The sequence below is a fragment of the Pseudoxanthomonas sp. SGT-18 genome, assembly GCF_003931645.1.
Lineage (GTDB): Bacteria > Pseudomonadota > Gammaproteobacteria > Xanthomonadales > Xanthomonadaceae > Pseudoxanthomonas.
On record NZ_RRYJ01000011.1, the window covers coordinates 16,092 to 41,676 of the forward strand.

The 25,585-nt window shown below is 71.0% G+C and carries 21 protein-coding genes and 1 riboswitch; of the genes, 11 read left to right on the top strand and 10 right to left on the bottom strand.

The window, feature by feature from the left end; translation table 11 throughout:
• Positions 1-2: 2 nt before the first annotated feature.
• The 4 genes from minC (at position 3) to EIM47_RS13715 (ending at position 2,429) form a co-directional block, all read left to right on the top strand.
• Entirely contained in the window at positions 3-767 is a 765-nt protein-coding gene (gene minC, locus EIM47_RS13700) for a septum site-determining protein MinC (RefSeq protein WP_205948729.1), read from the top strand.
• 71 nt (positions 768-838) lie between these two features.
• Positions 839-1,648, top strand: coding sequence for a septum site-determining protein MinD (gene minD / locus EIM47_RS13705; RefSeq protein WP_019399451.1), 810 nt, complete (start codon positions 839-841; stop codon positions 1,646-1,648).
• A 2-nt stretch (positions 1,649-1,650) separates the two neighbouring features.
• Positions 1,651-1,908, top strand: coding sequence for a cell division topological specificity factor MinE (minE, locus tag EIM47_RS13710; RefSeq protein ID WP_019399450.1), 258 nt, complete (start codon positions 1,651-1,653; stop codon positions 1,906-1,908).
• Positions 1,909-1,955: 47 nt separating this feature from the next.
• Positions 1,956-2,429, top strand: coding sequence for a hypothetical protein (locus tag EIM47_RS13715; protein ID WP_125077222.1), 474 nt, complete (start codon positions 1,956-1,958; stop codon positions 2,427-2,429).
• Positions 2,430-2,514: 85 nt separating this feature from the next.
• Here the strand turns inward: EIM47_RS13715 and EIM47_RS13720 are convergent, their stop codons facing one another.
• Positions 2,515-3,825, bottom strand: coding sequence for a HAMP domain-containing sensor histidine kinase (locus EIM47_RS13720; protein ID WP_125077223.1), 1,311 nt, complete (start codon positions 3,823-3,825; stop codon positions 2,515-2,517).
• 75 nt (positions 3,826-3,900) lie between these two features.
• A complete protein-coding gene (locus EIM47_RS13725; protein ID WP_125077224.1) occupies positions 3,901-4,602 on the bottom strand; it encodes a response regulator transcription factor in 702 nt (233 codons plus the stop codon).
• Positions 4,603-4,735: 133 nt separating this feature from the next.
• Between EIM47_RS13725 and EIM47_RS13730 the strand changes: the two genes are divergently transcribed.
• The 4 genes from EIM47_RS13730 to EIM47_RS13745 all read left to right on the top strand — a co-directional run bounded on the left by EIM47_RS13730 (position 4,736) and on the right by EIM47_RS13745 (position 11,187).
• A complete protein-coding gene (locus EIM47_RS13730; protein WP_125077225.1) occupies positions 4,736-6,457 on the top strand; it encodes a glycosyltransferase family 39 protein in 1,722 nt (573 codons plus the stop codon).
• 120 nt (positions 6,458-6,577) lie between these two features.
• On the top strand, positions 6,578-7,336 hold the full coding sequence (locus tag EIM47_RS13735; RefSeq protein ID WP_125077226.1) for a phosphatase PAP2 family protein: 759 nt from the start codon (positions 6,578-6,580) through the stop codon (positions 7,334-7,336).
• Positions 7,333-8,994, top strand: a complete 1,662-nt coding sequence (locus EIM47_RS13740) for a phosphoethanolamine--lipid A transferase (RefSeq protein ID WP_125077227.1) — start codon at positions 7,333-7,335, stop codon at positions 8,992-8,994. The genes EIM47_RS13735 and EIM47_RS13740 overlap by 4 nt, the downstream gene beginning before the upstream one ends.
• A 183-nt stretch (positions 8,995-9,177) precedes the next feature.
• Positions 9,178-11,187, top strand: a complete 2,010-nt coding sequence (locus EIM47_RS13745; RefSeq protein ID WP_019399443.1) for a M2 family metallopeptidase — start codon at positions 9,178-9,180, stop codon at positions 11,185-11,187.
• Positions 11,188-11,258: 71 nt separating this feature from the next.
• Here the strand turns inward: EIM47_RS13745 and EIM47_RS13750 are convergent, their stop codons facing one another.
• Genes EIM47_RS13750 through EIM47_RS13760 form a run of 3 tightly spaced genes read right to left on the bottom strand, consistent with a single transcriptional unit; the run spans position 11,259 to position 13,871 of the window.
• Complete coding sequence (locus EIM47_RS13750; protein ID WP_125077228.1) at positions 11,259-11,708, bottom strand: hypothetical protein; 450 nt, start codon at positions 11,706-11,708, stop codon at positions 11,259-11,261.
• A gap of 28 nt (positions 11,709-11,736) precedes the next feature.
• Positions 11,737-12,987 (bottom strand): multidrug effflux MFS transporter, encoded by a 1,251-nt coding sequence (locus EIM47_RS13755; RefSeq protein WP_125077229.1) that lies wholly within the window; start codon positions 12,985-12,987, stop codon positions 11,737-11,739.
• Entirely contained in the window at positions 12,984-13,871 is an 888-nt protein-coding gene (locus tag EIM47_RS13760; RefSeq protein WP_125077230.1) for a hypothetical protein, read from the bottom strand. The genes EIM47_RS13755 and EIM47_RS13760 overlap by 4 nt, the downstream gene beginning before the upstream one ends.
• A 233-nt stretch (positions 13,872-14,104) precedes the next feature.
• A riboswitch (glycine riboswitch) is annotated at positions 14,105-14,226 on the top strand.
• Between the two features lie 50 nt (positions 14,227-14,276).
• Between EIM47_RS13760 and gcvP the strand changes: the two genes are divergently transcribed.
• The gene (gcvP, locus tag EIM47_RS13765) at positions 14,277-17,141 is read left to right on the top strand and encodes an aminomethyl-transferring glycine dehydrogenase (protein ID WP_125077231.1); all 2,865 of its coding nucleotides are present in this window, start codon (positions 14,277-14,279) and stop codon (positions 17,139-17,141) included.
• Between the two features lie 61 nt (positions 17,142-17,202).
• Here the strand turns inward: gcvP and EIM47_RS13770 are convergent, their stop codons facing one another.
• On the bottom strand, positions 17,203-17,415 hold the full coding sequence (locus tag EIM47_RS13770; protein WP_019399438.1) for a hypothetical protein: 213 nt from the start codon (positions 17,413-17,415) through the stop codon (positions 17,203-17,205).
• Between the two features lie 285 nt (positions 17,416-17,700).
• Between EIM47_RS13770 and EIM47_RS13775 the strand changes: the two genes are divergently transcribed.
• Together EIM47_RS13775 and EIM47_RS13780 are read left to right on the top strand one after the other, a co-directional pair.
• Positions 17,701-18,255, top strand: a complete 555-nt coding sequence (locus EIM47_RS13775; protein ID WP_125077232.1) for an outer membrane beta-barrel protein — start codon at positions 17,701-17,703, stop codon at positions 18,253-18,255.
• A gap of 213 nt (positions 18,256-18,468) precedes the next feature.
• Positions 18,469-19,101 carry a HupB gene (locus tag EIM47_RS13780; protein WP_125077233.1) on the top strand — a complete coding sequence of 211 codons (633 nt, stop codon included), beginning with the start codon at positions 18,469-18,471 and terminating at the stop codon, positions 19,099-19,101.
• Between the two features lie 328 nt (positions 19,102-19,429).
• Here the strand turns inward: EIM47_RS13780 and EIM47_RS13785 are convergent, their stop codons facing one another.
• From EIM47_RS13785 to EIM47_RS13800, 4 genes are read right to left on the bottom strand one after another with little or no spacing between them, the layout of a single operon-like run.
• Positions 19,430-20,068, bottom strand: a complete 639-nt coding sequence (locus EIM47_RS13785) for a GIY-YIG nuclease family protein (RefSeq protein ID WP_125077271.1) — start codon at positions 20,066-20,068, stop codon at positions 19,430-19,432.
• A 29-nt stretch (positions 20,069-20,097) separates the two neighbouring features.
• Positions 20,098-20,799, bottom strand: coding sequence for an alpha-ketoglutarate-dependent dioxygenase AlkB (locus EIM47_RS13790; RefSeq protein ID WP_240626245.1), 702 nt, complete (start codon positions 20,797-20,799; stop codon positions 20,098-20,100).
• 29 nt (positions 20,800-20,828) lie between these two features.
• Complete coding sequence (locus tag EIM47_RS13795) at positions 20,829-24,110, bottom strand: error-prone DNA polymerase (RefSeq protein WP_164514619.1); 3,282 nt, start codon at positions 24,108-24,110, stop codon at positions 20,829-20,831.
• A complete protein-coding gene (locus EIM47_RS13800) occupies positions 24,107-25,528 on the bottom strand; it encodes a DNA polymerase Y family protein (protein ID WP_125077234.1) in 1,422 nt (473 codons plus the stop codon). Before EIM47_RS13800 ends, EIM47_RS13795 begins: the two co-directional genes overlap by 4 nt.
• Between the last annotated feature and the right edge of the window lie 57 nt (positions 25,529-25,585).

Below are 25,585 nucleotides of genomic sequence, written 5' to 3' on the forward strand. Positions count from 1 at the left end.
CGGTGAGCGCGACGACGAGTTACGAGCAGGCCGGCGAGCTGAAGATCGGCCAGGTGGGCGTCGCCAACCTGCGGGTCCGCACCCTGGACGTGGAACGCCTGGTCGGCGAGATGCGCCAGCGCGTGCAGCGCGCGCCCAAGCTGTTCGGCCGCGCGGCGGTGATCGTCGACTTCGGCGGGCTGGTGCATACCCCGGACGTGGACACCGCCCGGGCCCTGATCGAGGGCCTGCGCCAGGCCGGCGTGCTGCCGGTGGCGCTGGCCTACGGCACCCGCGAGAACGACGCCCTGGCCGAGGCCCTGGGCCTGCCGGTGCTGGCCAAGTTCCGTGCCCAGTACGAGCCCTCGGCGCCCGCCGCCGCGGCCCCGCCCCCGCCGCCCCCTCCGCCACGCGAACCGGCCCCGCCGCCGCGCGCCGCCGCCCCGGCACGCCCGCGCCTGCCGGGCCGCATGCAGAAGAGCGCGGTGCGCTCGGGCCAGCAGCTGTACGCCGAGGACTGCGACCTGACCGTGCTGACCACGGTCGGCGCCGGCGCCGAGGTCATCGCCGACGGCTCGATCCATGTCTACGGCAGCCTGCGCGGCCGCGCCCTGGCCGGCGCCAAGGGCAACACCGACGCGCGCATCTTCTGCCGCGACTTCCAGGCCGAGCTGGTGGCCATTGCCGGCCACTACAAGGTGCTGGACGATATCCCCGAGAACCTGCGCGGCAAGGCCGTGCAGGTCTGGCTTGAAGACGGACAGCTGAAGCTGGCCGCCCTCGACTGATCCGCGCCGGCCGGCGGCCGCCATGCCGCCGCCAGCGCCTCCCCTGCACGCGTCTCCAAGGAGATCTTCCATTGGCTGAAATCATCGTAGTCACTTCCGGCAAGGGCGGCGTCGGCAAGACCACCTCCAGCGCCAGCATCGCCATCGGCCTGGCCCGGCGCGGGCACAAGACCGCCGTGGTCGACTTCGACGTCGGCCTGCGCAACCTGGACCTGATCATGGGTTGCGAGCGGCGCGTGGTCTACGACTTCGTCAACGTCGTCCATGGCGAGGCCACGCTCAAGCAGGCCCTGATCAAGGACAAGCGCTTCGACAACCTCTACGTGCTGGCCGCCTCGCAGACCCGCGACAAGGACGCGCTGACCAAGGAAGGCGTCGAGAAGGTGCTCAAGGACCTGGCCGCCGACGGCTTCGAATACATCATCTGCGACTCGCCGGCCGGCATCGAGAAGGGCGCGTTCCTGGCCATGTACTTCGCCGACAAGGCGGTGGTCGTGGTGAACCCGGAAGTGTCCTCGGTGCGCGACTCCGACCGCATCATCGGCCTGCTCGACTCCAAGACCCGCCGCGCCGAGTCCGGCCAGCCGCTGCCGGCGCACCTGCTGCTGACCCGCTACAGCCCGGCCCGCGTGGGCGCCGGCGAGATGCTCAGCATCGCCGACGTGGAGGAGGTGCTGGGGCTGAAGGCCATCGGCGTGATCCCCGAGTCCACCGACGTGCTCAACGCCTCCAACAAGGGCGAGCCGGTGATCCTGGAGACCGAGTCCGAGGCCGGCCAGGCCTACGAGGACGCCGTCGCGCGCCTGCTGGGCGAAGACCGCCCGATGCGCTTCACCACCCTGGAGAAGAAGGGCTTCTTCAGCAAGCTGTTCGGAGGCTGACCATGGCGCTGTTCGACTTCCTGCGGGCCAAGAAGAACACTGCGGAGACGGCCAAGAACCGCCTGCAGATCATCATTGCCCAGGAGCGCAGCAGCCGGGGCGCCCCGGACTACCTGCCGCTGCTGCGGCGGGAACTGCTGGACGTCATCAAGAAGTACGTCAACGTGGACGTGGACGCCGTCAAGGTCGACCTGATCAAGGACGGCGACCACGACGTGCTCGACATCTCCGTGGCCCTGCCGGAAGGCCAGCAGGGCTGATCCGACCCAGGCAGACGGCCGCTCCGGCGGCCGCCGTTCCCCATTCCATGCAACCCTCCCCCGACCGCGACGTCCTGCGCCTGCGCGACGTCGCCTTCGCCGATGCCGCCGCCCTGCTGGCCCGCCACGGGCTGGAGCTGGTCGCCGTGCCCGACGGCGAACCGATCCCCGGCAGCTACTGGGGCGAACCGGAGGCCGGCATCATCGGCCCGACCGTGTACGTGCGCGGCGATACCCCCGTGCACTCAATGCTGCACGAGGCCTGCCACCTGATCGTGCTGCCGCCCGACAGGCGCGCGGCGGTGCATACCGACGCGACCGACTCGGTCGAGGAAGAAGACGCCACCTGCTACCTGCAGATCGTCCTGGCCGGACGCCTGCCCGGCGTGGGCAGCGACCGCCTGATGGCCGACATGGATGCGTGGGGTTATACGTACCGGCTTGGGTCGACGAGGGCGTGGTTCGAGCAAGATGCCGAGGATGCACGCGCCTGGCTGACCGCGCGCGGGCTGTTGCTTTAAGGCCGGGATTCGGGATTCGGGATTCGGGATTGGGGATTTGTAGGAGCGGCGTGGGCCTACGCTCTTGCCAATCCCGAATCCCCAATCACGAATCCCGGCTCTTGGCCAGCGAGCCGCTCATGTCCAGCGTGGCCACGGTGCCCTGCCCGGTCTCCGAGTCCAGTTGCAGCTTCCAGCCCAGGTGCTCGCACAGGCGGCCCAGCAGGTCCAGGCCGATGCCGCTGCCCTGCCGCGGGTCGCCGCGCGCGATCCGGCGGTAGATCGCGGCGATCTCTTCCGGGCTCATGCCGTGCCCGGGATCCTCGATCCGCACCGTCGCCGGCGCCAGCAGGGACACGCGGATCACGCCGCGGTCGCTGTTCTCGATGGCGTTGCGCAGCAGGTTGCCGATCGCGACCTGCATGATCGCCACCGGCGCGAACAGCTCGCAGCGCGCCAGCTCGACCAGTTGCAGGCCGAGGTCCTTGTCCGCGCACAGGTGGCGATGGTCGTCGAGGATGTCCGGCAGCAGCTCGTCCAGGTTCACGTAGTCGCTGCTCTTCTCCAGTCGCCTGGGGTCCTTCGCCAGCACCAGCAGCAGCGTGACCAGCTGCTCGACCGACTCGGCGGTCTGGCGGATGCGCAGCAACTGGTGGCGCACCGCCGGCGGCGTGTCCGGCTGGTCCAGGGCCAGCTCGCTGGCGCCGCGGATCACCGCGATCGGCGTGCGCAGCTCGTGGCTGGTGCTGTCGATGAAGGCGCGCTCGCGCTCGACGAAGGTGTCGTTGCGTTGCAGGTAGTCGTTGAGCGCCTCGGCGATCACCACCTGCTCGTGGCTGGCGCCCTTCACCACGTCGATGTGCTGGCCGGGCCGGTCCGGGCGCAGCGCGTGGATGCGCTTGGCCATGTCGGCCAGGGGCTGCACCACCCGCCCCAGGCCCCAGGCCACGAGGATGCCGAGCAGCACGATCGCGATGATGTTGGAGACCAGCATCCACAACCCCAGGTTGTTCTCGTGCGCCTGCAACTGGGTGATGTCCAGCGCCAGCACCAGCCGCCGGCCGTTGACGTCCTGCACCATCAGCACCTTGTCGCGCCCCTGGTACCCGATGCCGTCGTGGATGCCCGGGCCGAAGCGGGCGAACTCCGGCGGCGCCGGCGAGTCGTCGTCGTCGCCGTACAGCTGCACGGTCTCGGTGTCGGTCCAGTGGTAGTGCGGATCCTCGGCGCTGCGCTGGACGAAGTGGGCCAACTCCGACTTGAGCAGCGAGCGCCAGGTCAGCTGCTCGGCCTGCTCGTTGACGATGAAGCCATGGATGAACACCGCGAGCGAGATCAGCGCGGCGTAGATCACCAGCCACAGCGTGACGCGCGCGCGCAGCCCGCCCAGCCTGGAACGTATCCCGCCCGGCTTCATGGAAGGCGCGCGCCGTCCGGGATGCGGCGCCGCGCCGGCGGGGCCCCGCGCTTGCGGTTCAGGGCGCGACGCGGGCTATTCGGCATGCAGGCGTTCCTGGTGCCCGGCGGGGCCGAGCCGGTAGCCGACGCGCGGCAGGGTGTGGATCAGCTTCTCCTCGAACGGGCCATCCACGCTGCGCCGCAGGTCGTAGATGTGGGAGCGCAGCATGTCGCCGTCCGGCGGCTCGTCGCCCCAAAGGGCCTGTTCGAGCTTCTCGCGGGTGACCACGGCCGGACTGGCCTGCATCAGCACCTGCAGCAGCTTGCGGCAGGCGGGATACAGGTGCAGCGGCTTGCCGGCGCGGCTGGCCTCCAGCGTCGCCAGGTCCAGCTTCAGGTCGCCGACCGTCAGCATCTTGCTGCGGCCACGCCCCTGCGCGCGCACCAGCAGCGCTTCCAGCCGGACTTCCAGCTCGGGCAGCGCGAACGGCTTGGTGAGATAGTCGTCGGCGCCGGCGCGGAAGCCGGCGATCTTGTCGGGCAGCTCGTCGCGCGCGGTCAGCATGATCACCGGCAGTTCGGACAGGTGTTCCTCGCGCAGCCGGCGCAGCACTTCCGGGCCGTCCATGCGCGGCATCATCCAGTCCAGCACGATGGCGTCGTAGGGCTGCGTGGTGGCCAGGTGCAGGCCGGTGATGCCGTCCGGCGCGGCATCCAGGGTATGGCCGCGCGCCTCGAAATAGTCGAACAGGTTGGCCACCAGATTGCGGTTGTCCTCGATGACGAGCAGCCGCATCGTCGGTCTCCGGGAAAGATGTGGTCGTGCATCGTAGCCGGGCGATGTCGGAAGCGCGTCGAAACGGCAGGTTCCGACAAACTTCCCACGCTCGCCGCGGCATAGTCTGCGCCCGTTTTGCCCGCATTCCAACGTGCAGACTTCCATCACACCCCTGGAGCGGCGGCGGCGTTGGGCCTACCGCGCCGCGCTGCTGGCGATCGTGCTCTCCCTGCTGGCCGGGCTGGGGCTGCGCCAGCCTAACCCGCCGGACGAACCCCGCTTCGTGCTCGCCGCGCGCGCGATGGTGCAGAGCGGGCGGTGGCTGTTGCCGCACCGGGGCAGCGAGTTGTACGCGGAAAAGCCGCCGGTGTTCATGTGGATGCAGGCCGGCGCGTTCGAACTGGTGCGCGACTGGCGCGTCGCCTTCCTGCTGCCTTCGCTGCTCGCGGCGCTGGCGACCCTGTGGCTGACCTGGGACCTGGCGCGCCGGCTTTGGAACCGGCGCGTGGCGCACTACGCGGTGCTGGCGCTGTTCGCCACCTTGCAGTTCGGGGTGCTGGCCAAGCGCGCGCAGATCGACATGGTGCTGGTGGCGATGACCACGCTGTCGCTGTGGGGACTGTTGCGGCACCTGCTGCGCGGCCCCGACTGGCCGGCCTGGGCGCTGGGCGCGTTCGCCGCCGGGCTGGGCACGGTGACCAAGGGCGTGGGTTTCCTGCCGCTGCTGGTGCTGCTGCCGTGGGCGGCCTGGCGCCACCGGCATCGCGCGGACGCGGTGCGTGGCGCATGGCCGGCATGGCTGGGCGCGGTCCCGGCCTTCGTCGCCGGCACGGCGGTGTGGCTGCTGCCATTGGCGATCGCCCTATGGCAGGCTCCCGACCCCAGCCTGCGCGCCTATGCGCACGAATTGCTGTTCAAGCAGACCGGCACGCGCTACACCGCGGCCTGGCACCACGTGCAGCCGGCCTGGTACTACCTGCAGGTGATCGCCACGTTGTGGCTGCCGGGCTGCCTGCTGCTGCCGCAACTGCTGCCGGCCTGGCGGCGGCGCCTGCGGCGCGGCGATCCGCGCCATTGGCTGCTGCTCGGCTGGAGCGTGCTGGTGCTGGCGTTCTTCAGCGCGAGCCCCGGCAAGCGCGAGGTCTACATCTTCCCGATGCTGCCGGCGCTGGCCGTGGCTGCCGCGCCGCTGCTGCCCGGATTGCTGCGCAGGCGCGCGACCCGCTGGGTCCTGGCCGGTTATGTCTGGCTGCTGGCGCTGGCCGCGCTGGCGGTCGGCGCCGGCCTGTGCATGCAGGCCGGATGGGCGATGCGGGGCGCGCTCAAGCGCGCTATCGACCCGGCGGCGATGCAGGTGTTCGGCGCCTGGCTGCTCGCCTTCGCCATCCCTGTCCTGCTGCTCGCGGCCTGGGCGCGGCTGCGACGCGCCGGCGCGCTGGTGGTCGCCACCACGGCGCTGCTGTGGACGATCCATGGCCTGGGCCTGATGGTGGCGCTCGATCCCTACAGCTCGGCGGCCGGCCTGATGCAGCGCGTGGGCGAGCGCATCGGCCCCGGCGCGGAACTGGGGATGATCGCCTGGCGCGAGCAGAACCTGCTGCAGGCGGACCGGCCGGCGGTGGACTTCGGCTTCAAGCAGCCCTGGGACGTGCAATGGGCACGCGCCGCGGACTGGGTGGCGCAGGCGCCGCAGCGGCGCTGGCTGTTCGTGCTGCGCGACGCGATGAGCCCCTGCGTGGACCGCGCGCAGGCGATCGACATCGGCGAGTCCAACCGCAATGCCTGGCAACTGGTGCCGGGCAGTGCACTGAAGCCGGGCTGCGTGACGCCCGCGAAAGACCAGGCCGGCGCGGGCGACGACAACGGCAACTGAACCGCCGGGGACGTTGTCTGAGGTTAAGCGCTGGGCAACGGTTGTCCGACCGCTTTCCGACAAACCGGCCCGGATCATGCCCGCCATTGCCGGAAACGGCCTTTTGCCCGTTGGCGCCCGATGAACCTGATGCCTGCATCCGCCACGGATGCCTTCCCCGTTCTCCGTCCGTACAGCCGCTTCGTCGCCACCCACCTGTGGATTCCGCTGGCGGCGGTGCTGGCGCTGAGCGCGCTGCTGACGGCCGGCGGCGTCGACCAATGGCTGGCCACGCAGATCTATCACGCCGAAGGCGGGCACTGGCTGCTCAAGGACCATTGGTTCACCGCCAAGCTCGTGCATCGCGGCGGCAAGCAGGCCAGCACCGCCGCGGCGCTGGCGCTGTTGGTCTTCGGCCTGTATGCGCGGCGCTCGCCGCGCTGGAACGCCTGGTCGCGCCCGGCGTTGTACGTGGTGCTGGCGGTGGGGCTTTCGACCGCGGCGGTATCGTTGCTGAAGGGAGCCACGCACATGGACTGCCCGTGGGACCTGGCCAGCTACGGCGGCACCCACGCCTTCTACGGGCTGTTCGAATCGCGCCAGGGCGTTCCGGCGTCGGGCTGCTTCCCGGCCGGGCATGCCAGCGGCGGCTATGCCTGGGTCGCGCTGTACTTCGCCGCGCTGGCGGTCCGCCCGCGCTGGCGCAAGGCCGGGCTGGCGATCGGTCTCGGCGCCGGGTTGCTGTTCGGCGTTTCCCAGCAACTGCGCGGCGCGCACTTCCTCTCCCACGACCTGTGGGCCCTGGCGGTCTGCTGGGGCGTGTCGCTCGGCTTGTACCTGTGGCTGTTGCGCCCGCGGGCGCGCAGCGCCGCGGCCGGCGCGGCGGGAGAAACCGCATGAGCCTCTCGTTGCCCCGCAGCGGCGTGCTCTCGCGCCTGCGCGCGCTCGACTGGACGCACCGACCCGAAGTGTCGGTGGAAACGCTGGTGCTGGGCAGCAGCGTATTCTTCGCGCTCGCCTGCAACCGCATGTTCTGGCATGCGTCGCTCGCGACGCATCCCGGCGACATCGGCTTCGCCGCGTCGCTGTTCTTCCTGCTGGTCTCCGTGCACGCGCTGCTGTTCGGCCTGCTGGTGTGGCGCTGGAACGCCAAGCCGCTGCTGACGCTGCTGTTCGTCACCACCGCGTTCGCCACGCACTACATGAACAGCTACAGCGTCTACCTGGACGCGGACATGCTGCGCAACGTGCTCAACACCGACCACAAGGAATCGCGCGAGCTGCTCACGCCCGCGCTGCTGTGGCCATTGCTGTTCTACGCGGCGCTCCCGATCGCCGTGCTGTGGCGGGTGCGGCTGCGCCGCCGCAGCTGGAGCCGCGCGCTCGGCGTGCGCCTGCTGTTCCTGGCGGCCATCGCGGCGGTCGGCGCCGCCGGTTCGATGCTGTCGTTCCAGGGCCTGTCGGCGTTGATGCGCAACCATCGCGAGGTGCGCTACCTGGCCACGCCGGTCAACTACCTGGTCGCGCTCATGCAGGTCCTCAAGACCGACTCGCCGATCAAGCACAAGCCGAAGCTGCCGATCGAGCACGATGCGATGGCGACCCCGCGCGCGCCGGGCAGCCGCCCGCGCCTGCTGCTGATCGTGCTGGGCGAGACCATGCGCGCGCAGAACTGGGGCCTCAACGGCTATGCGCGCCAGACCACGCCCAAGTTGGCGCAGACCGGGGTGATCAACTTCCCCGACATGCACTCGTGCGGCACCAGCACGGAGGTCTCGGTGCCGTGCATGTTCTCGCCGTTCGGCCGCCACGATTACGACGAAGCGAAGATCCGCGCCCACCAGTCGCTCCTGCACGTGCTCGAACACGCCGGCATCGCCACGCTGTGGCGCGACAACCAGTCCGGCTGCAAGGGCGTGTGCGAAGGCCTGCAGATCCAGCAGCTCGACGACGCGAAGAAGCCCGGGCTGTGCAAGGACGGGCGCTGCATGGACGAGATCCTGCTCGACGACCTCGCCGCGCAGGTGCGCGCCAGGCCGGGCGACCGCGTGGTGGTGCTGCACCAGCTCGGCAGCCACGGCCCGGCCTACTTCCAGCGCTACCCGGCGCAGTTCCGGCGCTTCGCGCCGACCTGCGACACCGCCGAGCTGGGCAACTGCAGCCGCGAGCAGATCGTCAACACCTACGACAACACGGTCCTGTACACCGACCATTTTCTGGACCGCGCGATCGGCACGCTGCGCGCCCTGCCCGACTACGACACCGCCATGATCTATCTCTCCGACCACGGCGAGTCGCTCGGCGAGAAAGGCCTCTACCTGCATGGCGTGCCCTACGCGATCGCGCCGGCCGAGCAGACCCGCGTGCCCATGGTGATGTGGTTTTCGCCGGAATTCGCGCAGGACCGCGGGCTCGACCTGAAGTGCCTGCGCCAGCGTGCGAACGGGCGCGCCGACCAGGACAACTTGTTCCACTCGGTGCTGGGCCTCATGCAGGTGAGGACCTCCGTCTACGATCGCTCGCGCGACCTGTTCGCCGGCTGCGCCAGCGGCCAGTAAGCCCGCCTCGCCCCATGGAGTGGGGTTGAGGGCGGCGATGTCCCGGGGGCCCCGTCCGCCCCTCGTCCGTCCCTTCGGGGCCGCTTCCCCCGAGGGGAGAAGACGGGTCCCCGCGCCGCGCCTTGCCAGTGCCATCCCGGGCCTCTAGCCTTCGCCGGTCGCACTCACGCAAAGGGACCCCTCGTGAACCATCGCCCCCTGCTGCTGGCCATCGCCGTGGCCGCCGGCCTGCTGTCGCTGTCGGCCTGCCGCAAGACGCCCAGCCCGGAACAGGAAAAGCCCGCCGCCCGGGCCGAGAACGGCGAGACCGCCGACCAGTTCGTCGCGCGCATCAACGCCGAGTTCAAGGCCGCCTATCCGGAGCTCACTTCCGCGCAGTGGCTGTCCTCGACCTACATCAACGACGACAGCCAGCTGGTGGCGGCCAAGGCCAACGAGCGCGCCCTGGCCCAGCTCAATGCCTGGATCGAGGAAGCGAAGAAGTTCGAGGGCCAGCCGATGTCCGACGACAGCCGGCGCGCCCTCAACCTGCTCAAGCAGGCCACCGCCATGCCCGCCCCGCGCGACCCGGAGAAGCTGGCCGAGCTGACCCGGATCGCGGCGAAGATGGAAGGCGCCTACGGCGCCGGCACCTACTGCAGCGGCGAAGGCGCGGCCAGGAAGTGCCGCCAGCTGGGCGAGCTGGAGGACGTGCTGCGCTCCAGCCGCGACTACGACGCCCAGCTCGACGCCTGGGCCGGCTGGCACTCGATCGCCCAACCGATGCGCGAGGACTACGTCCGCTTCGTCGAGCTGGTCAACGAGGGCGCCCGCGAACTGGGCTACGCCGACACCGGCGCGATGTGGCGCAGCGGCTACGACATGGAGCCGGACGCCTTCTCCGCCGAGACCGACCGCCTGTGGGAGCAGGTGCGCCCGCTGTACGAGCAGCTGCACTGCTACACCCGCGACAAGCTGCAGCAGACCTACGGCGTGGAACGCGGCGTGGTCGGCGAGGGCCTGCTGCCGGCGCACCTGATGGGCAACATGTGGCAGCAGGACTGGGGCAACCTCTGGGACATGCTGCAGCCGTACAAGGGCGTGGGCGACCTGGACATCACCGCCGCCCTGGAGCGCCAGTACCAGCAGCTGCTCAGCGCCGCCCTGCACCGCCGCGGCCCCAGCCCCGGCCCGCGCGAGCGCTTCGAGGCCGAGCGCGAGGCACAGCTGGCCATGGCCAAGGCGATGACCGAGCGCGCCCAGGACTTCTACGTCTCCCTGGGCATGCCCCGGCTGCCGGAGAGCTACTGGGAGAAGAGCCAGTTCATCAAGCCGCTGGACCGCGACGTGGTCTGCCACGCCAGCGCCTGGGACATGAACATGGGCGGCGCTGACGGCAAGTCGCCGGACGTGCGCACCAAGATGTGCATCAAGCCCAACGAGGAAGACTTCACCACCATCTACCACGAGCTGGGCCACATCTATTACGACCTGGCCTACAACCCGCAGCCGCCGCTGTTCCAGAACGGCGCCAACGACGGCTTCCACGAGGCCATCGGCGACACCATCGTGCTGGCGATGACGCCGAAGTACCTGGAGTCGATCGGCCTGGTCCAGGGCCAGGCGCAGAGCCACGAGGCGCTGATCAACACCCAGATGCGCATGGCCCTGGCCAAGGTCTCGTTCCTGCCGTTCGGGCTGATGATCGACCGCTGGCGCTGGGGCGTGTTCGACGGCTCGATCACCCCGGACCGCTACAACCAGGCCTGGTGGGAGCTGAAGGCGCGCTACCAGGGCGTGGCCCCGGTGCAGCCGCGCGGCGAGGAGTTCTTCGACCCGGGTGCCAAGTACCACGTGCCGGGCAATACCCCGTACACCCGCTATTTCCTGGCGCACCTGCTGCAGTTCCAGTTCTACAAGTCGCTGTGCGAGGCCGCCGGCCACACCGGCCCGCTGTACGAATGCAGCTTCCACGGCAGCGAGGCCGCCGGCGAGAAGTTCCGCGCCATGCTGGCGCGCGGCGCCAGCCAGCCGTGGCAGGCCACGCTCAAGGAGCTGACCGGCAGCGAGCGGATCGACGGCGGCGCGGTGCTGGAGTACTTCGCCCCGCTGCAGGAATGGCTGCAGCAGCAGAACCAGGGCAAGTCCTGCGGCTGGCAGGCGCCGGCGGCGCAGGCGGCGCCCGCGGCCGCGACCCCGGCCAAGGACGCCTGAGGCGGGCCGACGGAAGCTGCAAACAGCAAGGGCCGGCGCAAGCCGGCCCTTGCCTTTGCGGCGGGCGGGACTCAGTGCAGCGCCGGGCCGGAGGTATCCGGTTCCTGCCGCTCGCCCTCGTCCTCGCCATCGACCGGGCGCGCCGAGGCCATCTCCGCCTCCAGCTGCTGCTCGTACTCCTCCGGCGATTTGCCGTTGGCCGCCGCCTCCAGCGCCGCCTCGTCGCGCAGCACGTCCGAGTACACCAGCTTCACCGGCACGCCCTGCTCCTCGTGCAGGCGCTGGGCGCGGCGCATGAGCATCAGCATCTGCGCGGCGCTGTCGCTGCTGCCGGCGATGCGCCCGTCCATGCCCAGCACCCAGACCCCGCCCTGCCGCACCACGCCGGCCAGCAGGTTGCCGTCGCGGTCGCGCAGCTCGGCATGCGGTTCGATCGGCGGGCGCCCGGCCCGGGCGCGGTTGCGCTCGCGTTCGGCCTTGCGCTTGCGCGCGTCACGGCGGGCCTTGGACTGGATGGACATCGGGATCTCCGGGGGGAAGGAAGGAAGGTCAGAGCTGCTCGCCCGGCTCGATCATCGGGCCGGAGGGCGGCGGGGAGGCAGGCGGCCGCGCGCGCCGGGCGACGCTGGACTCCCAGCGCCAGATCGCCCAGCCGCCGGCCACGAACGCGGCCATGCCCAGCGCCAGGTGCAGGCCGTGGTGGCTCAGCAGCGGCGACAGCAGGCCGGCGACCAGCGAGTTGAGCACCAGCTGGAAGAACGCCTGCAGCGAGGAGGCGGCGCCGCGCTGGCGCGGGTACATGTCCAGGATCGCCAGGGTCAGCACCGGGAACACCAGGGCCACGCCGAAGGCGAACAGGCTCATCGGCAGCACCGCCCACGGCACCGCGATCGGCGGCGCCAGCACGTTGTAGGCCACGTTGAGCGCGGCGGCGGTGGCCGAGCAGGCGAAGCCCGCGCCCACCTGCCGGCCCGGCGGCCAGCGCCCGGCCAGGCGCCCGGACAGGAACGCGCCCAGGGTCATGCCGCCGATGGTGGGGATGAACAGCCAGGCGAACTCGCGCTCGCCCAGGCCAAGCAGGTCCATCAGGAATGCCGGCGCCGAGGCGATGTACAGGAACATGCCGGCGAAGTTCAGCGCACCGGCCGCGGCCAGGCGCTGGAAACGCGGGTTGGCGCCGATCGCCGCGTAGTCGCGCAGCAGCCGCCGCGGCTGCAGCGGCAGGCGCAGTTCCGGCGGATGGGTCTCCGGCAGCCAGCGGCCCACGCTCGCCAGCAGCATCAGGCCGAACGCGGCCAGGAACCAGAAGATCAGCGGCCAGCGCCCGGCACCCAGCATCCAGCCGCCGATGATCGGCGCGATCGCCGGGGCGATGCCGAAGATCACCGAGACCTGGCTCATCAGCCGCTGCGCGTCGTCGCCCTGCAGCACGTCGCGGATCACCGCGCGGCCGACGATCAGGCCGACTCCGGCCGACAGCCCCTGCAGCGCGCGGAACGCCAGCAGCGTGGGCAGGTCGCGCGACAGCGCGCAGCCGGCCGAGGCCAGGGTGAACACCACCAGGCCGGCCAGGATCACCCGCCGCCGTCCCAGTGCGTCCGACAGCGGACCATGCACCACGCTCATCAGCGCGTAGGAGATCAGGTAGACGCTGATGGTCTGCTGGATCGCCACCTTGTCCGCGCCGAACTGCGCGGCCATCTGCGGGAAGGCCGGGAAGATGGTGTCGATCGAGAAAGGCCCGAACATCGCCAGGCCGGCCAGCAGCAGGGTCAGGGTCCGGGTACTGCGTGCGCTCATCGGGACGGGCCACCTTCCCGGGCCGGCTGGATCGCATCGGCGGCCGCGGGCGCAGCCGCCCCGGCATCCGCGGCTTCGGCGCCGGGCGCCGCGTCCGCGGGCAGCTCGGCATCATGCGCCGGCTGCCCGCCTTCCGGCGCGCGCACCTGCTCGATCCGGGCCAGGTTGGCCACCGGGAACACTTCCACCTGCTTCGGCCCGGGCCACCACACCAGCACGTAGGCGCTGGTGGTGCCCAGCAGCCGCGCCTGCCCGGGGACCGGAGCGTCGGCCCCGGCCAGGGTCAGGCGCACCTGCGGCAGGTCCGAGCGGCCCTCCACCACCCGGTTGGCATTGAGCACGCTCCACACCAGCAGGTACTGCAGCGATAGCACCAGGCCGAACAGCACCAGCTGGGTCTCGAACGACAGCCCGGACACCAGCCAGCGCTTCCTGTCGTCCGGGAACAGGAACACCCAGCGGATCCACGGGTGGCGCGCCGCCAGCGCGCGTGCGCGCTCCGGATTGCGCGCGGCCCAGCGCACCGGGACCAGGCTGACCCGCACGAAGGCCAGCACCGCCAGCACCACCAGGAAGTAGTCCGGCCGGCGCAGGCCGATCACGAACAGGTCGGCGCCCTGCAGGTATTCCAGGATCGGGAAGTCGAGGCGGCGGTAGAACCAGTAGTGCGACCACATGCCCATGGCCGACACCAGCGCATAGACCAGCGACACCACCAGCACCGGCTCGCGCTTGAGCAGGCGCACCAGGCGGTCGATCGCGCTGGGTGCGGCTGGCCCCATGGCACCGCCCGCGGGCGCGGTTTCCGCCGCCGCGGCTACCGCGGCCGGCTCCGGAATGGCGATGGTCGCTGCTGCAGTGGCGTGGTCCGGATCGGAGGTCATGGGCCGCGGTCCCGAAAGGATGGCCATGGTAAGCCAAGCGCCCATCCCCGCTGCACCCGGCGGCGCTGGCGGGCTTGCCCTGTCCGGCTGCCCCCGGGTGCCGCCGCCCCCGGCCTGCCCGCCGCCGCGGCCACGGTATAATCGCCACGCTGTACCTGGTGGGAGAAGCCGGCCCCGGCCGGCTGCCGAAGGCGCAAACGCCCGTAATCGCTCAGGCCCGATACCACCGCCGCTGCAAACACTCTGGAGAGACCGGCCACGCGAGAGCGCCAGCGCCGGCGCCGAAGGGGCACGAAGCACGCGACCTCGTCCGCGCGGCTTCCAAACTCTCAGGCAAAAGGACAGAGGGGCACCCCGCCGCGCCCGTGCGCGGCCTCCATTCCTGCCCTGTCCGGACCGCTCTCCATGTCCCAGCACGCTTCCTCCCTGCGCGAACTCGAGCAGCACGACGCCTTCGTCGGCCGCCACATCGGCCCCAACGACGCCGAAATCGCCACCATGCTCCAGGCCGTCGGCCACGACTCGCTGGAGGCCCTGACCGACGCCATCGTCCCGGCCGGGATCAAGTCCGCCGAGCCGCTGGCCCTGGGCGGCAGCCTGACCGAGGAGGAGGCGCTGGCCCGGATCCGCGCCATCGCCAGGAAGAACAAGGTCTTCCGCAGCTTCATCGGCCAGGGCTATTACGGCACCCACACCCCGGCGGTGATCCTGCGCAACATCCTCGAGAACCCCGCCTGGTACACCGCCTACACGCCCTACCAGGCCGAGATCTCGCAGGGCCGCATGGAAGCGCTGGTGAACTTCCAGCAGATGTGCGCCGACCTGACCGGCATGGAGATCGCCAACGCCTCCCTGCTGGACGAGGCCACCGCCGCCGCCGAGGCCATGACCCTGGCCAAGCGCGCCGGCAAGTCGAAGTCGGACACCTTCTTCGTGCACGACGCCGTGCATCCGCAGACCCTGGAAGTGCTGCGCACCCGCGCCGAGCCGCTGGGCATCACCCTGCGCGTGGGCACCCCGGAGGAGGCGATGGACGCCGAGTGCTTCGGCGTGCTGCTGCAGTATCCGGACACCTTCGGCCACATCGGCGACCATCATGCCCTGGCCGAGGCCGTGCACGCGCGCGGCGGCCTGGTCGCGGTGGCCACCGACCTGCTGGCCCTGACCCTGATCGCCGCCCCGGGCGAATGGGGCGCGGACATCGTGGTCGGCAACTCGCAGCGCTTCGGCGTGCCGTTCGGCTTCGGCGGCCCGCACGCGGCGTTCATGGCCTGCCGCGACGCGTTCAAGCGCTCCATGCCCGGCCGCCTGATCGGCGTGTCGGTGGACACCGAGGGCAACCCGGCCTACCGCCTGACCCTGCAGACCCGCGAGCAGCACATCCGCCGCGAGAAGGCCACTTCCAACATCTGCACCGCGCAGGTGCTGCTGGCGGTGATGGCCTCGATGTACGCCGTGTACCACGGCCCCGAGGGCCTCACCCGGATCGCCCGCCGCACCCATCGCATGGCCGCGATCCTGGCCGCGGCCCTGCGCAATGCCGGGATCGAGGTCGGCGGGCGCTTCTTCGACACCCTGCACGTGAAGGGCGTGGACGCCGGCGCGATCCTGGCCCGCGCCCGCGAGGCCGGCATCAACCTGCGCCAGATCGACAGCGAGGCGGTGGGCATCAGCCTGGACGAGACCACCACCCGCGCCGACCTGGCCGCCCTGGCCGGCCTGTTCGGCGCCAGCATCGCCATCGACGCGCTGGACGCCGCCACCCCGGACGCGCTACCGGCCGAGCTGCTGCGCACCAGCCCGTTCCTGCAGCACCCGGTGTTCAACACCTACCACAGCGAGCATGAGCTGCTGCGCTACATGCGCTCGCTGTCGGACAAGGACCTGGCCATGGACCGCACGATGATCCCGCTGGGTTCGTGCACCATGAAGCTCAACGCCACCTCGGAGATGATCCCGATCACCTGGCCGGAGTTCAGCCAGGTCCACCCGCTGGCCCCGGCCGACCAGGCCGAGGGCTACGCCCAGCTGGTGTCCGAGCTGGAGGCGATGCTGGCCGAGTGCACCGGCTACGACGCGGTGAGCTTCCAGCCCAACTCCGGCGCCCAGGGCGAGTACAGCGGCCTGCTGGCGATCCGCGCCTACCACGCCAGCCGCGGCGAGGGCCACCGCAACATGTGCCTGATCCCCGAGTCGGCGCACGGCACCAACCCGGCCTCGGCGCAGATGGCCGGCATGAAGGTCGTGGTGGTCAAGTGCGACGCCAACGGCAACATCGACCTGGAGGACCTGCGCGCCCGCGCCGAACAGCACTCGGCCAACCTGGCCGCGATCATGATCACCTACCCGTCCACCCACGGCGTGTTCGAGGAGGACGTGGTCGAGATCTGCCAGATCATCCACGCCCACGGCGGCCAGGTGTACACCGACGGCGCCAACATGAACGCCCTGGTCGGCCTGGCCAAGCCGGGCAAGTGGGGTTCGGACGTCTCCCACCTGAACCTGCACAAGACCTTCTGCATCCCGCACGGCGGCGGCGGCCCGGGCGTGGGCCCGTGCGCGGTGAAGGCGCACCTGGCGCCGTTCCTGCCGCGCACGCTCGGCGGCGACGGCAAGGTCGGCATGGTCAGCGCGGCCAGCTTCGGCAGCGCCTCGATCCTGCCGATCAGCTGGATGTACATCGCGATGATGGGCGCCGCCGGCCTGCGCAAGGCCACCCAGGTGGCCCTGCTCAACGCCAACTACATCTCGAAGAGGCTGGCCCCGCACTACAGGACGCTCTACACCGGCCGCAACGGCCTGGTCGCGCACGAGTGCATCCTCGACATCCGCCCGCTGGAGAAGGCCACCGGCATCGGCGCCGAGGACATCGCCAAGCGCCTGGTCGACTTCGGCTTCCACGCCCCGACCCTGAGCTTCCCGGTCGCCGGCACGCTGATGGTCGAACCGACCGAGAGCGAGTCCAAGCAGGAGCTGGACCGCTTCATCGACGCCATGATCCAGATCCGCGAGGAGATCCGCGCGATCGAGGACGGCCGCCTGGACCGCGAGGACAACCCGCTCAAGCACGCCCCGCACACCGCGCAGCAGGTGTCGGCCAGCGAGTGGAAGCACGCCTACCCGCGCGAGCTGGCCGCGTTCCCGCTGCCGTCGTTGAAGAAGCAGAAGTACTGGCCGCCGGTCTCGCGCGTGGACAACGTCTACGGCGACAAGAACGTGTTCTGCGCCTGCATCCCGGTGGACGCGTACAAGGAAGAAGCCGGCGCCTGATCCGGGCGCCCGCGTTGCCGCCAGAAGGCCCCGCTACGGCGGGGCCTTCTTTTTGCGCGGCTCAGTCGCGCAGCGGCAGGTCCGGATGCTCGTCGATGCTGCCGTCCTCGCGCAGGACCACGTAGCGCTTGCCGTCGCGGTCGAACAGGAACGGGATCGGCGGCTGGAACAGCGGGCGGCGCACGAAGCGCAGTTCCCAGTGGAAATGGCGCATGGTTTCCACGGTCGCCTGCTGTCCGGGGGTGAGGCCGGCGACCAGCTGCTGCGGGTCCACGGGAGCGTTGGACCGGCGGCGCTCTTTCGGGGGGTTTGACACGACAAATCTCGAACACGGATGGGGGAAGCCCGCGCCTGGCAGGACCGCCCGGACCTCCTTTCCGGAACGTGCCAGCCGCTGGCGGCCGCTGCCGCCACGACGCGCTGGTCTGGGCACCTCATTTTCGCAGCTTGGGCGCCCCTGCGCCCGAACCTTTGACAAATTCCTGACACTGCTGGACCTGCCGGCCAAAGTGCGCGCCGCCCGGACGGGCATACCGAGAAAACCACTGGAAGGTCATACATGAAGAACATCCTGGCCCTGGCTGCGGCCCTGGCCCTTGGCACCCTGTCGACCGAGGCCCTCGCCGGCCAGCCCTTCGTCCGCGCCGAAGCCGGCAACAGCGACATCGAAGTCAGCTACGGCCGCTACTTCCGCGGCAGCGACCACGACATCGCGCTGCTGGTCGGCGGCGGCTACTGGTTCACCCCGAACCTCGCCGTCGAGGGCCACGTCGGCTCGCTGTACACCGAGTACCTGGGCCGCGACTACGACCTGGACCTGGTCACCGTCGGCGCCGGCATCGTCGCCAAGAAGCACTTCGGCCCGCAGGAAACCGACTTCTTCGTCGGCGCCCGCGCCGGCCTGGCGCGCGTCACCCTGCAGCTGCGCGAGGACCGCTTCGACATCGTCGACGACGAGAGCTCGACCAAGCCGTACTACGGCATCAGTGCCGGCTACGACTTCAGCCGCCGCTGGGGCCTGGGCCTGAACTACGACCGCCGCCGCGCCGAATCCAACGGCGTCAACGTGGACGTGGACACCATCACCTTCGCCGGCGAGATCCGCTTCCGCTGAGCAAGGATCGCGCGCCGCGCGGCGCGCCGGGAGCAGCCACGGGAAGCCCCGCGATGCGGGGCTTTCCTTTGCGCGGATGGCGGTGACCGGCGGGCGCATCGCCGCCGATCGCCCGGCGATGCGTTGCAACGAAGCCCGTGCATTTCACGGATGCCTTACCCCGATGGCGTTTTCCTGTGGCCGCACGCACCGGTGCATCGCAGGAGCAAGCCAATGCCACGTGGTGACAAGTCCAGCTATACCGACAAGCAGAAGCGCCAGGCCGAGCACATCGAGGACAGCGAGAAGGAGCGCGGCCGCAGCGAGGACACCGCCGAGCGCATCGCCTGGGCCACCGTCAACAAGCAGGACGGCGGCGGCAAGCAGTCCGGCTCGGGCAGGAAATCCGCCGCCCGCAAGTCCGCGAAGAAATCCGCGACGAAGAAGGCAACGGCGAAGAAGGCGACAGGTAGCGCGCGGAAGACGTCGAAGAAGGCCACGAAGAAGACCGCCAGCCGGAGCAGCGCAGCAAAATCCACGGCCCGGAAGGCGACGAAGAAAGCGGCGAAGAAGACCGCCGCTGCGCGCAAGAGCCCCGCGAAGAAGACCGCCCGGAAGACCGCTGCAAAGAAGACCGCACGCAAGACCGCGGCCCGGAAGTTGCCCCCCCGCAAGGGCGCGGCGAAGAAGGCGACAAAGAAGACCACCACGCGCAAGAGCAGCCCCGCGAAGAAGACGGCAGCGAAGAAGGCCGCGAAGAGGTCCGCTACGAAAAAGGCCGCAGCCAGGACCGGCGCGCGCAAGTCTCCCACCCGGAAGGCTACGAAGAAATCCACGCGCCGGACCGCGAAAAAGCCAGCCCGCTGAGCACCAGGCCCCTCCCTTCCGGGGGAGGGGTGGGGGGAAGGGAACCCGGGTGCGCTTCGCTTACCCGGGCTACGACACGTAGCCCGGATAAGGCCAAAGGCCGCATCCGGGATGGACACCCGAACCACCCGCGCCAAGACACCAGCCTCGCTACGCCCGGCAACGGCCTCGGCGCCCGTCCCTTTCCTCCGCCCCCGCTCGCGCCCCGGCCGTCTCCACGGGAAGCGGCGAGGACATGCGCGCCGGAGGCGCGCGAGCATGTCCTGCCACCCGAAGGGAGAGCGGAACACCCGTCGCTCCGGCTTCCGCCGGGGTGACGTGAGGGGAATCAGATGTCGCCGCCCCCGGCAGCTTGGCTGCCAGCCACTGCGCGCGAGCCGCAACCCGGCCCGCGATACCAGGCCAGGACGGACGGAGCCAGCCGCGGCTCCAGCCCGACGCCCAGCGCGCTGCACGCATCCAGCGCATCACGTACCCGCTGCTGCGCCGGCGTGGGACCGGCCAGGCCTTCCAGCTCGTCCACCGATAGCTGCACCAGGGTCCACTCGTGCAGTCGGTCCGCGCGTTGTTGCAGCGCCGCCTGTAGCCAGTCGCCCAGTCGATACGTGCGATAGCCACGCGCGCCCAGGGTCGCCACGCGCTCGGCCAGCAGCGCCGACACGCCGCGGAACCACTCGGTATGCCCGCCAGCCGGAACCCGGATCGCCAGTGGCGCCGGCGCGTTGTACCCGCCCAGTCCTGCGCGCAGCTCCAGCTCAAGGTCGCGCGCGTCACGGATGGACTCGGCCTCCACCAGCATCCCGCCTTCCAGGTCGAAGAACCCGAACCAGCGCGGGTGCAGCGCCGCGATCCGCCCCAGCGGATCGGCGGAGAAGCCGATCTTGCAGTGGTCCTCCCAGGCGCAGGGGAACACGTAGGCGAAGCAGCGGCCGTCGATCGCCACGGTTTCCGCAAACGCCGGAGACATCGCGGCCGCCTCGCCCATGCGCCGGCGGCTCATGCCATCTTCTCCGGTGCCGCGCCCCGCACCGGCGGCTGCCGCGCCCCGGGCGCGCGGTCGCGCGCATCCGCGCTTGCCTGCGTACCCTCCGCTTCCGGCGCGTGCATCTGCCAGGGGTCCCGCGCCCGCGTCACCTGCGGCCGCGCGCGGAACACCACGCTCATGCGCGGCGGCACCGGGCGCACGGTCTTGGGGATGCCGTGCTCGTGGGTGGTCTGGCTGGCGTGGCTCATCACCAGCAGGCTGCCCGGCTCCAGGTCGATGCCCAGCGCGCGGCCACCGGCCTTGGCACGGATGTTCATGCGCCGGGCGCTGCCGAGCGAGACCAGCGCCAGCGGTTGTCCCGGCACCAGCTGGTGCAGCTTGTCGTTGTGCATGGCCACGCTGTCGTTGCCGTCGCGATAGAAGTTCAGGCCCACGCTGGTGTAGCCGCCGGGCACCACCGCCCTCACCCGTTCCAGCATCTGGCCCAGGGGCAGCCCTCCAGGCACTTCGTCCAGCGCATACCAGGCCATCAACCGCGGCACGTCGACCACGCGGTCGTACATCGGCCTGCGCGCGGACTGCCAGCGGCAGCCGTCGCGCAGCGCCTCGAACCATTCCCGGGCCAGCGCAGGCGGCAGGAACTCCGCCCAGTAGCGGATACCGCCCTCGGCGTCCTCCACCAGGGTCTGCGGTCCGTTGTCGAACAGGTCCATGTCGCCCTCCTTGCGCAATGCGCGGTTGATCAGTGGAAATCGCGGGATTCGACCTGCATCCCGCCCAGCAGGTGGCTCAGGTCCTCCAGGTGGGCGGCGATCAGGTGCTCCACGCCGTCCACCCGTTCCCAGCGTCCGCGCACGGCCATCAGCCGCGACTGCAGCAGCGGCTTGCGCTGGCGCACGGCCAGGTCCGGCCACACGATCACGTTGACCATGCCGTGCTCGTCCTCGAGGGTGACGAAGATCGTGCCCTTGGCCGTGGCCGGCCGCTGCCGCTGGGTGACCAGGCCGGCCACGTGCACGCCGCTGCCATGGCGGCGCTGCCGCAGCTCGCGCACGCCCAGGATCCGCCGCTGCACCATCTGCGCGCGCAGCAGCGCCATCGGATGCGCGCGCAGGCTCAGGCCGGTGCTGCGGTAATCGGCCAGCAGCTCCTCGCCCAGGCGCGGCGCCGGCAGTTCGATGCGGGTTTCATCCGGGCTGGTATCCAGCAGCGGCCGTTTCGGCTCGATCCCGGCCACCGCCCAGCGCGCGGCATTGCGGTGGCCGGCCAGGCCATCGAGCGCGCCCGCTTCGGCCAGGGCCTGGCGCGCCCTCGCATCCAGTCCCGCACGCCGGCACAGGTCGGCCACGTCGCTGAAGGGACGCCAGCGCCGCGCATCGACGATCGCCTGCGCCGCGCTTTCCGACAGGCCCGCCACCAGCCGCAGGCCCAGCCGGATCGCCGGCTGCCTGCCCTCGCCCAGCGGCTCCAGGGTCGAATCCCAGCTGCTGCAGGCCACGTCCACCGGCCGCACCTCCACTCCCTCGCGTCCACCGCGGCCGCGCCGCGCGTCCTGCACGATCTGGCTGGGCGAGTAGAAGCCCATCGGCTGCGAGTTGAGCAGGGCGCAGGCGAAGACCGCCGGCTCGTGGCGCTTGAGCCAGGCGCTGACATAGACCAGCTTGGCGAACGAGGCCGCATGGCTCTGCGGGAAGCCGTAGGAACCGAAGCCCTTGATCTGCTCGAACAGCTGGTCGATGAACCCGCTGCCGTAACCCTTGCCTTCCATCAGCCGGCGGATCTTCAGGCGGTGCGGCTCCATGTCGCCGCCCCGCCCCCAGGCCGCCATCGAGCGGCGCAGGTGGTCGGCCTCCTCCGGCGTGTAGCCGGCATGGATCACCAGCTCCATCACCTGCTCCTGGAACAGCGGGATGCCCAGGGTGTTGCCGAGGATCTGCTTTACCCCCTCGGAGGGATAGCTAACCGGCTCCTTGCCCATGCGCCGGCGCAGGTAGGGATGGACCATGCCGCCCTGGATCGGCCCGGGGCGCACGATCGCCACCTGCACCACCAGGTCGTAGAACGTCTTCGGCCGCAGCCGCGGCAGCATCGCCATCTGCGCGCGCGATTCGACCTGGAACACGCCCACGCTGTCGGCGGCCTGCAGCATTTCGTAGGTGGCCGGGTCCTCGCGCGGCAGGGTGGCCATGTCCAGGCGCACGCCGCGGTACCACTCCACCAGGTCGAAGGCCTTGCGGATGCAGGTGAGCATGCCCAGCGCCAGGCAGTCGACCTTGAGCATGCCCATCGTCTCCAGGTCATCCTTGTCCCACTGGATGATGGTGCGGTCGGCCATGGCCGCGTTCTCCACCGGCACCACGGTCGACAGCGGCGCGTCGGAGATCACGAAACCGCCCACGTGCTGGGACAGGTGGCGCGGCATGCCTTCCAGCATCGCCGCCAGCGCCAGCACCTTGTTGATGAGCGGGTTGTCCGGATCGAACCCGGCCTCGGACAGGCGCTGGCGCATCGGCGCGGCACCATTGCCCCAGCCGAAGCATTCGGCCAGCAGGCCGATCTGGTCCGGGGGCAGGCCGAAGGCCTTGGCCACGTCGCGCACCGCGCTCTTGCCGCGGTAGCGGATCACCGTGGCCGCCAGCGCCGCGCGCCGCCGCCCGTACTTGCCATACACGTACTGCAGCACTTCCTCGCGGCGCTCGTGCTCGAAGTCCACGTCGATGTCCGGCGGCTCGTCGCGTGCCTTGGACAGGAAGCGCGAGACCAGCAGGCGGGTCTGCGCCGGATCCACCGCGGTGATGCCCAGGGCAAAGCACACCGCCGAGTTGGCCGAGGAGCCGCGGCCCTGGCAGAGGATGCCCTTGCCGCGGGCGTAACGGACGATGTCCTCCACGGTGAGGAAGAACGCCTCGTACTTGAGCTCGGCGATCAGCGCCAGTTCCTCCTCGATCTGCGCGGCCACCTTCGGCGGCACGCCCTCCGGCCAGCGCCGGCGCATGCCCTCTTCCGTAAGCTGGCGCAGCCAGCTGGTCGGGGTATGCCCCGGCGGCACCAGTTCCTTCGGATAGACGTAGCCGGCTTCCTTGAGGTCGAAGTGGCAGCGCCGCGCCAGTTCCACCGAAGCCTGCAGCAGCGGCGCCGGATAGATCGCCGCCAGCGCGCGGCGCGTGCGCAGGTGGCGCTCGCCGTTGCGGAACAGCCGGTCGGCGCATTCGGCCAGGGTGAGGTTGTGGCGGATCGCGGTCAGCGTGTCCTGCAGCACCCGGCGCCGGCGCACGTCCATGTGCACGTCGCCCGCCGCCACCGCCGTCATCTGCAGCCGTGCCGCCAGTTCCTGCAGCCGGGCCAGGCGCGCGGCATCGTCCTGCTCGCGGTGCAGCTCCACCGCCAGGTACGCGCGCTCGCCAAACAGCAGGCGCAGCCAGCGCCCCTGCGCCGGATCGGGTTCGGCGCCCGGCAACCACAGCGCGAACAGGCCGCAGCCCTCGCCTGCCACCTCCCCGGCTTCCACGCCCGGCGGCGGCATGCGCACCACCCGCTCCACGTCGGCGCGCGAGAGCCGGTAGCTGCCCTTGGCCGAATTGCGCCGACCGGTGGTGATCAGCTCGCACAGGCGCGTATAGCCGGCGCGCGACTGCACCAGCAGCACGCAGCGCAGGCCGCAGTCCAGCGCGAACTCGCTGCCCACGATGAGCTTCACCCCGGTGGCGCGCGCTGCCTCCCAGGCACGGACGATGCCGGCCAGCGAGCATTCGTCGGTGATCGCCAGCGCCTCGTAGCCGCACTGCGCCGCGCGCGCGAACAGGTCCTCGGCACTGGAGGCGCCGCGCAGGAACGAGAACTCGGACAGGCAGTGCAGCTCGGCATAGGCCGGCAGGCCGTCTTCGGCGACCGGCGCGTCGTCGTTGGCCGCCTCCAGCGCGCCGGCCTCGCGCCGGGCCAGGCGCCAGGCGACCTGGCGGAAGCGCGGCACGCGGGCGCCAGGGGTTTCCCGGTCCACGCCGTCGATGGCGTCGTCCCAGCTCATGCGAACCACCCGTGCAGCATCCAGCCGCCCTCGCGCGCGCCGGCGGCACGGAACGCCCAGGCACGCTGGCCGCGCCCGGTGCGCACCACGTAGTAGTCGCGGCGCACGTCGCCCCCGTCCCACCAGCCGCTTTCCAGCCGCTCCGGGCCGGACAGCACCTGCAGGCGCGGATCGTGCAGCGGCACCGGTTCGGGCAGCAGCCAGGTGGGCCGTGGTGGACGCGGCGGCGCGGCAGGCACCTTCGCCTCGTCGCCGGTCACCCGGCACCAGGCGCGCTCGGGACGCGGATCGCCCTGCGGCGCCACCCGGTACACCGACTCGTCGCCCAGGCGCGCACGCAGGCGCTCGCGCAGCTGCGGCCAGTCCAGCGCCTGCTGCGCGCGTTGCGCGAACAGGTCCTGCATCGCCGGCACGAACGGCGGCAGGTGCCGCGCCAGCAGGCGCATGCCCACCACCGGGCGCTCGATCTCCACCCGCTCCAGGCGCCCGCGCGCCAGCTCGAACAGCATGGATGCGCTGCGCTCCGGTGCCAGCAGGCCCACCTCCACGTCGGTATGGCCCTGCTCGTGTTCCAGCCGCAGCACGAAACGCTGCACGCCGCCGTCGCGGATCGACAGGTAGGTGCACAGGTCGCCGACCAGGCGCCGCAGCGGGAACAGCAGCGCGGTATGGGTCTCGACCTCGTAGCCCAGCTCGACGCGTTCGTCGAAATGCTCCGGCGGCTGGTAGCACTCCAGCGGATCGTCGGCTTCGCCATAGAGCTTCTGCAGGTGTTCCAGCAGCGCCTGGCCGAAGCGGCGGCGCAGCGCATCCGATGGCAGCGCGCGCAGCTGGCCCAGGGTGCGGATGCCCATGCGCTGCAGCCGCGTGCCGGCGTCACCGGGCAGCACCGCGCGTCGCACCGGGACACGGTCGAGCAATGCCGGCAAGGCCGCTGCATCCATCACCGCCATGCCATCGCGCAGGCCCGCCAGCACCCGCGCCGCGCGCGGGGTCGGGGCCAGGGCGATGCGATGGCGGAAGCCCAGCTGTTCCAGTTCGCCACGCAGGCGCCGCTCGAACCGCGGCCAGGGTCCGAACAGGCGGAAGCTGGCGCGCGCCTCCAGCACGATGGCCGAGTTCCACTGGGCGCTGACCAGCGAGCTGTGGCGGTAGGCCCAGGCGGCGAGGAAGCGGTGCACGCGCGCCTCGGCCGCGGGGTCGTAATCGACCATCGCGAACTGCGGCAGCAGCGCGTGCGCGGCGGCCAGGCGCATGCCCGGCACCAGCCCCGCTGCCGCCGCGGCGGCGTTGACCGCATGCAGGCTGCGCAGCTGCGCCGGACCGCCGACCAGGGCCAGCGGCGCCTCCGGTTCGGGATGGCGGCGCAGCACCGCGTCCAGCGCCAGCTGCGGCAGCAGGATGCAGGCCCAGAGCATCAGCCGCCCTCCCCGTGCCGGCACCCGGGGACGGGAAGGCCGGCCGGATTCCACGGC